Genomic DNA, 11,729 nt, shown 5'->3' on the forward strand with positions numbered 1-11,729 from the left:
GCATGAAGCCGTTAATGCAAAGTCCATGCCGGTTTTTGAAGCAAGGCGGTAGTCGGTTGCCCTAAGCCTGTTTTCTGCAGATGCGGCGGGCGTCGGGGAGACACGCGGTAGCGCGCTTTATCACCGCACCGCAGCCGCGTGTCCATAACCCGGATGACACTCGCTGCGCAGCACAATATGTGCGGCGCTGGAACACAGTGTCACCCGCTGCGCATGGCTGCCACGGTTCCTTGCCAAACGTTTACAGGCGATAGCGCGGCGTGCCCGTTGGCATGGATATTGTGTGGTCGGTTCAGGGTTTGGCAGACGCGGGATCGAGCCGGCGGTCATGAAGGGCGGATGCCACGAGCCACGCGGCAGCGCCGCTGCAAGCCGCGGCGGACAAATCGGCAAGGTGGCGAATACCGCCGGCACCGATGAGTTCACGATCGCCGGCTTGAGCCCGAATCGCGGCGAAGGTGTCGAGGTCAGGACCCTCGTAGGAGCCCACTTGGTCGAGCGTCATCACGATCACGCGCGATGGCCACCATGACGTATCGGACTGTGCTGCCGACGGCTCGATGACAAGGCGGCCCGCGCGGTGATCGAGCGAGAGTACGGGAGCGAAACCGGCGGCTTGTGCGTCGCGAAGGGCGTCCGTGTCGAGAAGGGTCTCAGTGCCGAAGACGGGCACGAGCGTGGCGCGGCTGGGCGGCTGAACGCCATGGGTGCGATGGATCGATTCGATGCGTCGAAAAAGCGTGTGCATTGAGGGGAAGTCAGTGAAGCCCGCGTCGAGCCAGATTTCTACGTTGTGGCCAGACGCGTGGCCGGCCTGATCGAGCGCGTTGAGCAGCGCAGCAACATGACCGGCGTGATCGCCTTGCTGCAGGATCGCCCCGAGGTCGGCAATGTATAGAGCAGGCGCGCCGGTCGCGGCCAGCAGTGCATGAGCGACGGCCAGCGGCTCGCTGGTCGCGCACAGTGAGGACTCGATCGGCCTGTATCGGGCGCGCTCGCCACGCACGGCGCGTACGGCTAGGCCATCGAGAAGATCGAGTACCGGTATCACCTGCATGGAAGGGACCCTTGACCAAGTTATTCGTGTACGAGTATCTCACCGGCGGCGGCATCGATCCGGCACTCGCCGGCGCGGCCAGCCTGCTCGACCTTAGTGCGCTCGTCGTGGAAGGCCGCGCGATGCGCGACGCCTTGGTGGAGGACCTGCTCGCGCTCGGCGGCGTGGAGGTGACGTTCGCCAGCTCGCGCTTCGAAACGGTAGATCCGGCGCGCAGTCATTGCAAGGCGATACCCGGCGAATCGATCATGGGTTTTGTCGCGCGTGTTGCCCGGCAGCATGACCGGGCGTGGATCATTGCGCCCGAATGCGATGGCCTGCTGCTGCATTTGCATGATTGCGTCGGCTCGGCGCGCTGGCTCGGATGTTCGAAGGAAGCGATCAGGACCGCATCTAGCAAGAGCGCGACGGCGGCTTGCCTGGAAGCGCACGGTATAGCGGTGACGCCCGCGCTGGAACCGGGCGAGAGCGCGCTCACGGACAACCCGAACGCGCGCTGGGTCGTGAAGCCTGACGACGGCGCGGGCGGTCTCGACACTTTCGTCTACGACCATTTCAGCGATGCCTGCACTGAGTACGACGCGCGCGCGGCGGCCGGCCGCAATCCTGTCCTTCAGGAATGGGTCGATGGCGAGCCGTTGAGTCTCTCGCTGATATGCGGCGAGCACGGTGTGGAACTGGTCAGCGTCAACCGGCAGTTAATTGGCTTGCAGGACACGGCGGCGCCCGGAAGGAAGGAGCATGTGGTCGAATTCAGCGGCGTGGAGGTCGATCAGATCGACCGGCAGGGCGCGCAGGGGGTGACACTTGAAGCGTTGGCGCGACGCGTCGTAGCGGCGTTGCGTGGCTTGCGCGGTTTTGTCGGAATCGATCTGGTGTGGCATGCGCAACGAGGGCCGGTCGTGATCGAGGTCAATCCGCGGCTGACGGCGGCGTACGCGGGATTATCGGCGCGACTCGGGCGCAACCTCGCCGGCGATCTGCTCAAGGCGCATGGCATGCCGCAGGCATGCGGGGCCGGTGTCCACGCGTGTACGTCAGGAGTGCATTCATGAAAACCAGCGCGGTGGTGTTTGGCTGGGATGTGGGCGGCGCGCACGTCAAGGTGTCGATGGTGGCCGAGTCCGGCGAGTTGCTCGACATCGCGCAATGGGCGTGTCCGTTGTGGCAAGGGCTCGGACATCTGGAGAAGGTGCTTGACTCGGTGTTCGACCGCTGGCCGGATGCTCGCCACGCGGCTGCCCGCCAGGCGGTCACCATGACAGGCGAGATGGTCGATCTCTTCGCAGATCGTGCCGAGGGCGTCAGGGTTCTCGCAGATACGCTCGCGCGGCGGCTTGGTGAGGACACGCGGTTTTTCGCGGGAACCGCGCGCTGGCTCGCGGCCGCCGAATGTGCCGACGGCTGGCGCGAAGTGGCATCGGCCAACTGGCGGGCAACCGCACAATGGGTCGCGAGCCGTGTCAGTGATGCGCTGCTCGTCGATATAGGCAGCACCACTACGGATATTGTGCCGATCGTCGCGGGGCAAGTCGTGGCGCGCGGCTGTGACGACGCGCGTCGGCTTGTCAGTGGAGAACTGGTGTATCAGGGCGTGGTCCGCACGCCGTTGTGCGGTGTATCGCATCGTATTGTTTTTCGTGGCGAGCAGGTGAACGTGATGAACGAATGGTTCGCAACGACGGCGGATGTGTATCGGTTAACGGGCGAATTATGGCCGGCGCACGATCAGCATCCGAGCGCCGATAACGGACCAAAGACCGAGGCCGCGAGCCGCGCCCGGATTGCACGAATGATCGGCCTTGACGCTCGCGATGCCGGCGACAACGAATGGCGCGAAATGGCGCTTACCTGGCGCGGCGAGCAGATGCGGATGTTGGCGGAGAACCTGACCCGCGTGGTGGAGGCGCATCCGTCACTTGCGCGCGCGCCGCTGGTGGGTGCAGGGTGCGGGCGGTTTCTCGCCGTTGCGCTGGCACAGCGGCAAGGGCGCGGTTTTATCGATTTCGCGAACCTGGTCGACGCGCCCCGCGCGACTCAGGAATTGCCAGAATGGATAGCCACCTGCGCGCCGGGCGTGGCAGTGGCGTTGCTGTTCGCGCAGGTGCTTCGCGAGCCTGCCGTCGCGGCGCTTCAGAGTACGGCGGCGGCAGCTTGATTCAAGCGTTCGGCGGTGTGGGCGCGTGGTGGCAGATCGGAGCGAGGGACATGTCATGTGGGTGGTGAAAATCGGGGGAAGCCTGAGTCACGACCCGTCGCTGCGCGAGTGGCTTACCCAGCTTTGGGAAGTGGGCGGCGGACGGGTCGTGATCGTGCCGGGCGGCGGGGATTTCGCGGACACGGTTCGCCAGTACCAGAGCGAGTGGCGTTTCGGCGACCTTGCCGCCCACAACATGTGTCTGCTCGCGATGGCGCAGTACGCCATATTGATGCAGGGGGTTTTGCCTGAACTGGTGCTGGCATCGAACGAGATTCGCATCCGCCGTGCATTGCGCGACGGCCGCGTGGCCGTGTGGGTGCCGACCGACCTGATGCGCGATACACCCGATGACATGAGCAACTGGGACACTACGTCGGATAGCCTTGCCGCGTGGTTGTCGACCACGCTGAACGCCGAGCGGCTGATGGTGGTGAAGTCTTGCGCGATGGAAGCGGGGACCCCGCTCGAGGCCCTGTCGTCGAAAGGGGTTGTCGATGCACGCTTCGCCGGGCACGTGGCGGACGCGAACTACGTTGTGGAGATGTTCAACAAGGGCGATGCTGGCTTGATGAGGGAGCGGTTGTTGCATATTCCGGTTGCGTAACGAATCGCCCCGAACCACCCCGAGTCACCCGCTCTCGGCGAACGTTCGCTCAGTGAGCATCTGCAACCGCACTCCGATGCAGTGCTTCCGCCCATTGCGAGACCTTCGCCGGGTCCAGGCGGCCGCCACGACCGCCCTCGCACAGCGCAGTGCGAAACCCCGCAATATCCGGCGCCAACTCGCGAATGTCTGCGAGTTGCTTCAGCCCAAGCGACCCTGCCAACCCAGTCATCGCGCCGTGCGCACCGGCAGCCCGCAAGCAATCCGCCAGCCTGTTTTTATCGACACAATCGAAGAGCGTGCGGCCGTCCTTGACGGCGGTATCGAACACGATTCCCGGAAAGCCCAACTCCGCTGCAAAACGTGTCAGATCCACGTCGATACCCGCGTCGCACAAAAACACCGGCACGACCGCCGCCGGCAAGCTAGCGAGTTCAATCAGGCAACGCCGTGCGGAATCTCCAGGTGTCACGCCAACCTTCACATAGTCCACGCCCGTATTGCCTACTTCAATGACTCGGGCGGATATCTCGTCGATCGCATCGGTCGCTACATCCCCGATAGTCGCGCTGATCGGCTTGACCGGATAGGTCGAGCGCAGCGTCGCCACGATCCGCGTGATCTCGTGCAGGGACACGCTGCCTAACGCCCCGGCGCCCGGTTCCTTCAGATCGATCAGTTCGGCACCCGCCTGCGCGGCATCCAGCGCTTCTTCAGACGAGCGGACGCTCGCGAGCAATGCAGTCATCAAGACCTCCAGGAGGTTCAGTGCCGCTCGGGCGAGAGCGTGTTCAACTCATGCGAAGGAGCCGCGCCCGCGCGATGGCGCGCCACCGCCGCCGTGATCCAGTCCCACGCAATACGCTCCTGCTCGCCGGCGGTTTTATCGATGGCGATCTGCAGGTACGCCATTTCATGGTCCACTTTTTCGGCAGGCAACATGAACAGGCGGCTCACAAGAATCGCACCCTCGACCACGGCAGCCTGCGCGCGATTGAAGCCGGTAAATGGCGCATGCGTCTCGCTATGCACGCTTCTCATGCGCAACAACGGACGTTGCGGATCGTCCTGGAAGGTATCGAGTTCAAGCTCCGTGTGAGCGAGCGAATCCGACAGCCGCACGCTGGCCACCCGCGTTGCGGGGAGTGTCGGCCAATCTCTCGAATAGCGCGTCACGCAGCCTGCGAACACGCGAACGTCGGTAGTGAAATTGATCACGGCTGCGTGCGTGGCGACAATATTGTCCAGCGTAGTGGAGGGGCGAAAAGGCGCAAGGATCGCCAGGCCGTCCTCGAAACGCACGCCCATGGGGGCAATGTGGGGCCGGCCATCGCGCGCCGCAGTCGTGACGATCGTTTCGTAAATCATGGTGAGGAACGCTGGTCGTGGCGACGCACTAGGAGCCGGCGGGTTGGCACATCCCAACTTAAGCGTAGTCGTTAGCTATCCGTCAGATTCGTCAGCCGCCGATACGCTTGACTGTCGCGCTGAGCCGCGCGTCGGTTACTGCAAGGACAATGGGCCGACGGCGGCGCCTGGCGCTTAACGCGTTGCGATATACATTGTGATTTCGAAACCCAAACGCATATCGGTGTAGCTCGGGGTCGTCCACTTCATAGTTATCTCCATCAAGTTATCCAACGGAAGGCCAGTGCAACCCGTCGTCGTATTTTTACAGCAACTTCCACAGCGACAAGGTGCGCCGGCAACCACCCACACGCAAGCGGCGTGCCAAAAGACGCGCGGCTTGTTCGGAGCACATAAGGAACTCGCGGGCTGGATGGCGCAATGGCGAATGCGCCTGACTGTCGCGGAACCGCAGCAAAGTGTCCCACTTCGTTGGGGCACGTGGCGCTAGGGAACACCCTAGGTTAACGGATCGCTTAAGCCTGGCGAAGAAAATCGTGAATTCCCCTCGGAACGGCCCACGGCTACATTTCAATCACCGCGCAGGCCTGTTCATGTCATCTGGTCATCAGGCGCTTTGAAGCTTCCGTAGCGCTTTCTTCACTTTCGAGGCAACCGTAATGAACGACTTCACCCAGGCCGCTGTAGAGCCGGCATCCCACGCGTCGACCCCGCGTTCCCGCTATTCGGCGGGTGTCATGAAGTATCGCGAGATGGGTTACTGGCAGCCCGATTACGTACCGCAGGACACCGACGTAATTGCGCTCTTTCGAATCACGCCGCAACCAGGCGTCGAGCCCGAAGAAGCCGCGGCGGCGGTGGCGGGGGAATCGTCGACGGCGACCTGGACCGTGGTCTGGACCGACCGGCTTACCGCCTGCGATATGTATCGAGCGAAGGCGTATCACGTCGAGCCGGTGCCGGCTTCGAGCAGCGCGGAGCCCCAGTATTTCGCGTATATCGCGTATGACCTCGACCTGTTCGAGGAAGGCTCGGTCGCGAACCTGACGGCGTCGATCATCGGCAACGTGTTCGGCTTCAAGCCGTTGAAAGCGCTGCGCCTTGAAGACATGCGCATGCCTGTTGCTTACCTCAAGACTTTTCGGGGACCGCCGACGGGGATCGTGGTCGAACGCGAGCGGCTCGACAAGTATGGACGCCCGTTGCTTGGCGCAACGGTGAAGCCGAAGCTGGGGCTCTCGGGCAAGAACTACGGACGCGTGGTGTACGAAGGCCTGAGGGGTGGCCTCGATTTTCTGAAAGATGACGAGAACATCAACTCGCAGGCATTCATGCACTGGCGCGACCGTTTCCTGTTTGCCATGGAAGCCGTGAACCGCGCGCAAGCCGCTACCGGCGAGGTCAAGGGACATTACCTCAACGTGACGGCCGGGACGATGGAGGACATGTACGAACGCGCCGAATTCGCGAAGGAGCTGGGGTCGTGCATTGTGATGATCGACCTGGTGGTTGGCTGGACGGCGATCCAGTCAATGGGGCGCTGGGCCCGCAGCAACGACATGATCCTGCATCTGCATCGCGCGGGACATGGCACTTATACGCGGCAGCGAAATCACGGCATCTCGTTTCGCGTGATTGCGAAGTGGCTGCGCATGGCGGGCGTGGATCATGCACATGCCGGTACCGCGGTCGGCAAGCTCGAGGGTGATCCGCTTTCGGTACAGGGCTATTACAACGTGTTGCGTGAGTCGCGCAATCCGGTGGACTTGTCGCGCGGCATCTTCTTCGAGCAGCCGTGGGCGGGTTTGCGCAAGGTCATGCCGGTGGCTTCCGGCGGCATTCATGCAGGGCAGATGCACCAGTTGCTGGACCTGTTCGGCGACGACTGCATCCTGCAGTTCGGCGGCGGCACGATCGGTCACCCGGCGGGCATTCAGGCGGGCGCTGTCGCCAACCGCGTTGCACTCGAAGTCATGGTGAAGGCGCGCAACGAAGGCCGCGACATCGCGCACGAAGGTCCGGAAATACTGGAGAGCGCGGCGCGCTGGTGCACGCCGCTCAAGCAGGCACTCGATACATGGCGCGACGTGACGTTCAACTATGCGTCAACCGACACGCCGGACTTCGCTACCACGCCGACGCCGGCCTGAAGCTTCAAGAATCTTATTGAATGAGAGGTTAGCCATGCGAATCACCCAGGGTACGTTTTCATTCCTCCCTGAACTCACCGATGAGGAGATCGGCTTGCAGATCGACTACGCATTGCAGCAGGGCTGGGCGTGCTCGGTCGAGTTCACCGACGACCCGCATCCGCGCAACACCTACTGGGAAATGTGGGGCCTGCCGATGTTCGACCTGAAAGACCCGGCTGGTGCGATGCAGGAGGTCAAGGCTTGCCGCACGACGTATCCGCAGCATTACATCAAGGTCAACGCGTTCGATTCGGTGCGGGGTTTCGAGACCATGCGGCTGTCGTTCATCGTCAACCGGCCGCAGGATGAACCAGGCTTTCGCCTCGAACGCCAGGACGTTCAAGGCCGTGTGCAGCACTACGCAATCAAGTCCTATTCGAACGACCAGCCGCCGTCAAACCGCTAAGCATGAGCCATGGGAGACATGACGATGACGTTAGCCACCGCCGATCTGCCGGTTCATGAATCGGCCGCACAATCGCCTGCAAGACCAGACATGCCCAGTGTTGATCTGGTCGAGTTGTTTCGCGAGTCGACGGTGGCCGACGTGCTGGCGGAGTTGGATCGCGATCTGGTCGGTCTTGCGCCGGTGAAAACGCGTATCCGCGAGATAGCGGCGCAATTGCTAGTCGAGCGGGCGCGCGAAACGCTTGGCATAGCGAGCGGCGCTCCCACCTTGCACATGTGTTTCTCCGGCAATCCGGGGACCGGCAAGACGACGGTCGCGCTGCGCATGGCTGACGTGCTGTTCAGGCTGGGCTATATCCGCCGTAAGCATCTTGTGTCGGTCACGCGTGACGATCTTGTCGGCCAGTACATCGGGCACACGGCGCCCAAGACACGCGATGTGCTCAAGCGAGCAATGGGCGGCGTCCTATTTATCGATGAAGCGTATTACCTGTACAGACCGGAAAATGAGCGCGATTACGGACAGGAGGCCATCGAAATCCTGTTGCAGACCATGGAGAACCAGCGCTCGGACCTGGTGGTGATTCTGGCAGGCTACGAGTCGCGCATGGAAACCTTCTTCCAGAGCAATCCGGGCTTTCGCTCGCGGATCGCGCATCACGTCACGTTCCCCGACTACGACGTTGCCGAGCTGATCGAGATTGCCGAAGGCATGCTTGAACGGATGCACTACCGTCTCGATGCCGACGCGCGGCGCGCGTTCGAAGACTATCTGCAGCGTCGCATCCGTCAGCCGAATTTTGCGAACGCACGCTCGGTGCGCAATGCGCTCGATCGTGCGCGATTACGCCAGGCCAGCCGCCTTTTCACCGATGCAATGCAAGGCGGCGGCCCGTCCGATACTGCCGCGCTGACGCTGCTGTCCGCCACCGATATTCGCGCGAGCCGCGTGTTCGACACGCCGCCGCCCAGACCCGCTTGACTACGCTTAAACCTCTCAGGAGTGCGCCATGCTGGATGGACGGACCACACTTTCAAAGTTCCTGATCGATACGCTCGACCGTAACCCGTCACCCGTGCAGGCCAGCGGATTGTCGGCATTACTGATCGATGTGGCGGCTTCGATCAAGACCATCTCGGCGCAACTTACCAAGGGCGCTTTGGGCGGAAACTATGGAACGGCTGCGACCATCAACACGCATGGCGAGGAACAGAAGAAACTCGATATTGCGACGAACGACATCTTCCTGCAGCACTGCGAGTGGGACGGACTGCTGGCGGGCATGGTGTCCGAAGAGATGGAGGACGTCTACGCGATTCCGCCCGAGTACCCGCGCGGTGACTATCTGCTGGCGTTTGATCCGCTCGACGGTTCGTCGAATATCGATATCAACGGCGTGGTCGGATCGATCTTCTCGGTATTGCGCGCTCCCGCCGAGTTGAAGGTACGCCCCGAAGCGATCGACGCCGCATTCCTGAGGCCGGGTCACGAGCAAGTCGCCGCGGGCTATGCGGTATACGGGCCATCGACCATGCTCGTCATCTCGGTCGGCAACGGCACGCATGGCTTTACGCTTGATCGGGAGGTCGGTAATTTCGTGCTCACGCATTCGGATATCCGCATTCCTGAGGATACCTGCGAGTTCGCGATCAACGCGTCGAACGAACGCTTCTGGGAGCCGCCCGTGCGCCGCTACGTGCAGGAATGCAAGGACGGTCGCAGCGGTTGTCGCGAACGCGACTTCAACATGCGCTGGATTGCCTCGATGGTCGCCGAGGTCCACCGCATCCTGATGCGTGGCGGCGTGTTCATGTACCCGCGCGACTTCAAGATGCCGGCCATGCAGGGCCGATTGCGTCTTCTCTACGAAGCCAGTCCGATGAGTTTCCTGATCGAGCAGGCGGGCGGCATGTCGACCACGGGGCGCGAGCGGATTCTCAACGTGCAGCCTCGCGCGTTGCATGAACGGGTGCCGGTGATCCTGGGATCGAAGAATGAAGTGGCGCGCATTGCCCGCTATCACGCCGACTATGACCGTGGCGAAGACAAGCCGTACACGTCGCCGCTCTTTAACAAACGGTCGTTGTTCTTGCCTGAAGCACCGGTCTGAGAGCGTCGCCTGATCGAATTCGATTAAGAAAACCAGGAGACTCATCATGTCAGTCAAACATCCGATCATTGCGGTGACCGGCTCCAGCGGCGCGGGTACGACAACCGTCATGAAGAGCTTCACCCACATTTTCAGGCGCGAACGTATTAACGCGCAGATTGTGGAGGGCGATGCGTTTCATCGGCACGATCGCCTGGGCATGCGCGAGGCGCTCAAGCAAAGCGAGCGTGACGGCGTGCGCAACTTCAGCCATTTCGGCCCCGAGGCCAATCTGCTTGAAGAGCTGGCGCAACTGTTCGCGAATTACGGCAATACCGGTAGCGGACAGCTTCGCCACTATGTTCACGACGACGCGGAAGCTGCCCTTTACAAGCAGGACGCGGGCACGTTCACGCCGTGGGAGGACGTTGCCGCCGGCACGGACCTGATGTTCTATGAAGGGCTGCACGGTGCCGCCGTGACGGACAACGTTGACATTGCGCGTCATGCGGACCTGCTTGTGGGCGTGGTGCCGATCATCAACCTGGAGTGGATTCAGAAGCTGCATCGCGATCAGACCTTGCGGGGCTATTCGCACGAGGCAGTGGTCGACACCATCCTGAGGCGTATGCCGGACTATGTGAACTACATCTGCCCGCAGTTCTCGCGCACGCATGTCAACTTCCAGCGGGTGCCGACCGTGGACACGTCCAACCCGTTCACTGCACGCGAAATTCCGCAGGCGGACGAGAGTTTTGTGGTCATCCGGTTCGCTCGACCCAAGGGAATTGACTTCCCCTATTTGCTCACCATGCTGCACGACTCGTTCATGTCGCGTCCGAATGTGATCGTCGTGCCGGGCGGAAAGATGGGTCTCGCGATGCAGCTCATCTTCACGCCGCTGATACTGCAATTGCTCGATCGGCGTGCTCGCGCGTGAGGGTTTCGTCTTTTCGTTTTTTAAAGTAGAGGAGGCATCCGATGAATGCTGTCACTGAAGTATCCGCGCCGCCGGGCGTTCGCAACGACACCCGTTTGATGGCGAACGCGTTGCGTTTTCTCGCTGTCGATGCCGTCGGTCAAGCTAAATCCGGTCACCCCGGCATGCCGATGGGCATGGCGGAAATTGCTGTCGCGTTGTGGAGCCGGCACCTGAAACATAACCCGACGGACCCCGACTGGGCGGACCGGGACCGCTTCGTATTATCGAATGGGCATGGGTCGATGTTGTTATACGGACTCCTGCACCTGAGCGGCTACGACCTGCCGCTCGACGAACTGAAGCGCTTCCGGCAACTGCGTAGCAAGACTCCGGGGCATCCCGAGGTGGGCCTGACACCGGGCGTTGAAACGACGACCGGTCCTCTGGGCCAGGGGTTGGCGAACGCGGTCGGGATGGCGCTTGCCGAGGCCTTGCTTGCGCGGGAGTTCAACCGGCCAGGACATGTGATTGTCGACCATCGAACCTATGTCTTTGTCGGCGATGGCTGCCTGATGGAAGGCATTTCGCACGAGGCGGCTTCGCTGGCGGGCACGCTCGGGTTGAACAAGCTGACTGTGCTCTACGACGACAATGGTATCTCGATCGACGGTGACGTGGCCCACTGGTTCGGCGACGACACCCCGGCGCGCTTCGAGGCATATGGCTGGCACGTGGTGCGCGAGGTGGATGGCCATGACGTCGACGCCGTCGACCGCGCGTTAGGCCATGCGCGTGCTGCCGGCAGACCGACTTTGATCTGCTGCAAGACGGTGATTGGAAAGGGCTCGCCGTCGATGGCCGGGACGCACGATGTGCATGGTGCGCCGC

Annotated in this window: 12 protein-coding genes and 1 pseudogene; 9 read left to right on the forward strand and 4 right to left on the reverse strand. The window is 62.2% G+C overall.

The window, feature by feature from the left end; genetic code table 11:
* Positions 1-292: 292 nt before the first annotated feature.
* On the reverse strand, positions 293-1,057 hold the full coding sequence (locus WCA53_RS21400) for a HisA/HisF-related TIM barrel protein (protein ID WP_423915346.1): 765 nt from the start codon (positions 1,055-1,057) through the stop codon (positions 293-295).
* Positions 1,058-1,068: 11 nt separating this feature from the next.
* Between WCA53_RS21400 and WCA53_RS21405 the strand changes: the two genes are divergently transcribed.
* The 3 genes from WCA53_RS21405 to WCA53_RS21415 are packed head-to-tail and all read left to right on the forward strand — an operon-like array spanning position 1,069 to position 3,861.
* A complete protein-coding gene (locus WCA53_RS21405) occupies positions 1,069-2,112 on the forward strand; it encodes an ATP-grasp domain-containing protein (RefSeq protein ID WP_423915349.1) in 1,044 nt (347 codons plus the stop codon).
* A complete protein-coding gene (locus WCA53_RS21410) occupies positions 2,109-3,215 on the forward strand; it encodes a hydantoinase/oxoprolinase family protein (protein WP_423915351.1) in 1,107 nt (368 codons plus the stop codon). Before WCA53_RS21405 ends, WCA53_RS21410 begins: the two co-directional genes overlap by 4 nt.
* Positions 3,216-3,270: 55 nt before the next feature.
* On the forward strand, positions 3,271-3,861 hold the full coding sequence (locus WCA53_RS21415; RefSeq protein ID WP_423915353.1) for an aspartate kinase: 591 nt from the start codon (positions 3,271-3,273) through the stop codon (positions 3,859-3,861).
* Between the two features lie 49 nt (positions 3,862-3,910).
* On the opposite strand, the gene WCA53_RS21420 is transcribed toward WCA53_RS21415, so the two are convergent.
* The 3 genes from WCA53_RS21420 to pqqA all read right to left on the reverse strand — a co-directional run bounded on the left by WCA53_RS21420 (position 3,911) and on the right by pqqA (position 5,478).
* A complete protein-coding gene (locus WCA53_RS21420) occupies positions 3,911-4,609 on the reverse strand; it encodes a (5-formylfuran-3-yl)methyl phosphate synthase (protein WP_423915355.1) in 699 nt (232 codons plus the stop codon).
* 17 nt (positions 4,610-4,626) lie between these two features.
* Positions 4,627-5,229, reverse strand: a complete 603-nt coding sequence (locus WCA53_RS21425) for a DUF447 domain-containing protein (RefSeq protein WP_423915358.1) — start codon at positions 5,227-5,229, stop codon at positions 4,627-4,629.
* A 174-nt stretch (positions 5,230-5,403) separates the two neighbouring features.
* Entirely contained in the window at positions 5,404-5,478 is a 75-nt protein-coding gene (gene pqqA / locus WCA53_RS21430; protein WP_423915369.1) for a pyrroloquinoline quinone precursor peptide PqqA, read from the reverse strand.
* 410 nt (positions 5,479-5,888) lie between these two features.
* On the opposite strand from pqqA, the gene WCA53_RS21435 reads away from it, so the two are divergent.
* The 6 genes and pseudogenes from WCA53_RS21435 to WCA53_RS21460 form a co-directional block, all read left to right on the forward strand.
* Complete coding sequence (locus WCA53_RS21435) at positions 5,889-7,379, forward strand: form I ribulose bisphosphate carboxylase large subunit (protein WP_423915361.1); 1,491 nt, start codon at positions 5,889-5,891, stop codon at positions 7,377-7,379.
* 34 nt (positions 7,380-7,413) lie between these two features.
* Complete coding sequence (locus WCA53_RS21440) at positions 7,414-7,827, forward strand: ribulose bisphosphate carboxylase small subunit (protein WP_423915363.1); 414 nt, start codon at positions 7,414-7,416, stop codon at positions 7,825-7,827.
* 90 nt (positions 7,828-7,917) lie between these two features.
* Positions 7,918-8,811 (forward strand): CbbX protein, encoded by an 894-nt coding sequence (cbbX, locus tag WCA53_RS21445; protein ID WP_423915371.1) that lies wholly within the window; start codon positions 7,918-7,920, stop codon positions 8,809-8,811.
* Positions 8,812-8,839: 28 nt separating this feature from the next.
* On the forward strand, positions 8,840-9,940 hold the full coding sequence (locus tag WCA53_RS21450) for a class 1 fructose-bisphosphatase (protein ID WP_423915365.1): 1,101 nt from the start codon (positions 8,840-8,842) through the stop codon (positions 9,938-9,940).
* A 46-nt stretch (positions 9,941-9,986) separates the two neighbouring features.
* Positions 9,987-10,859, forward strand: a complete 873-nt coding sequence (locus WCA53_RS21455) for a phosphoribulokinase (protein WP_423915367.1) — start codon at positions 9,987-9,989, stop codon at positions 10,857-10,859.
* Between the two features lie 41 nt (positions 10,860-10,900).
* Positions 10,901-11,729: pseudogene (locus tag WCA53_RS21460) on the forward strand (transketolase); the annotation flags it as partial.

Origin of the sequence: Caballeronia sp. (assembly GCF_049581465.1) — a bacterium.
Taxonomy (GTDB): domain Bacteria; phylum Pseudomonadota; class Gammaproteobacteria; order Burkholderiales; family Burkholderiaceae; genus Caballeronia.

Excerpts from the sequence above, each read along its gene's own strand:
- WCA53_RS21435 (WP_423915361.1), top strand. The coding sequence starts at position 5,889 with ATGAACGACTTCACCCAGGCCGCTGTAGAGCCGGCATCCCACGCGTCG.
- WCA53_RS21425 (WP_423915358.1), bottom strand. The coding sequence starts at position 5,229 with ATGATTTACGAAACGATCGTCACGACTGCGGCGCGCGATGGCCGGCCC.
- WCA53_RS21440 (WP_423915363.1), top strand. The coding sequence starts at position 7,414 with ATGCGAATCACCCAGGGTACGTTTTCATTCCTCCCTGAACTCACCGAT.
- WCA53_RS21455 (WP_423915367.1), top strand. The coding sequence starts at position 9,987 with ATGTCAGTCAAACATCCGATCATTGCGGTGACCGGCTCCAGCGGCGCG.
- WCA53_RS21450 (WP_423915365.1), top strand. The coding sequence starts at position 8,840 with ATGCTGGATGGACGGACCACACTTTCAAAGTTCCTGATCGATACGCTC.
- WCA53_RS21415 (WP_423915353.1), top strand. The coding sequence starts at position 3,271 with ATGTGGGTGGTGAAAATCGGGGGAAGCCTGAGTCACGACCCGTCGCTG.
- WCA53_RS21400 (WP_423915346.1), bottom strand. The coding sequence starts at position 1,057 with ATGCAGGTGATACCGGTACTCGATCTTCTCGATGGCCTAGCCGTACGC.
- WCA53_RS21410 (WP_423915351.1), top strand. The coding sequence starts at position 2,109 with ATGAAAACCAGCGCGGTGGTGTTTGGCTGGGATGTGGGCGGCGCGCAC.
- cbbX (WP_423915371.1), top strand. The coding sequence starts at position 7,918 with ATGCCCAGTGTTGATCTGGTCGAGTTGTTTCGCGAGTCGACGGTGGCC.
- WCA53_RS21420 (WP_423915355.1), bottom strand. The coding sequence starts at position 4,609 with ATGACTGCATTGCTCGCGAGCGTCCGCTCGTCTGAAGAAGCGCTGGAT.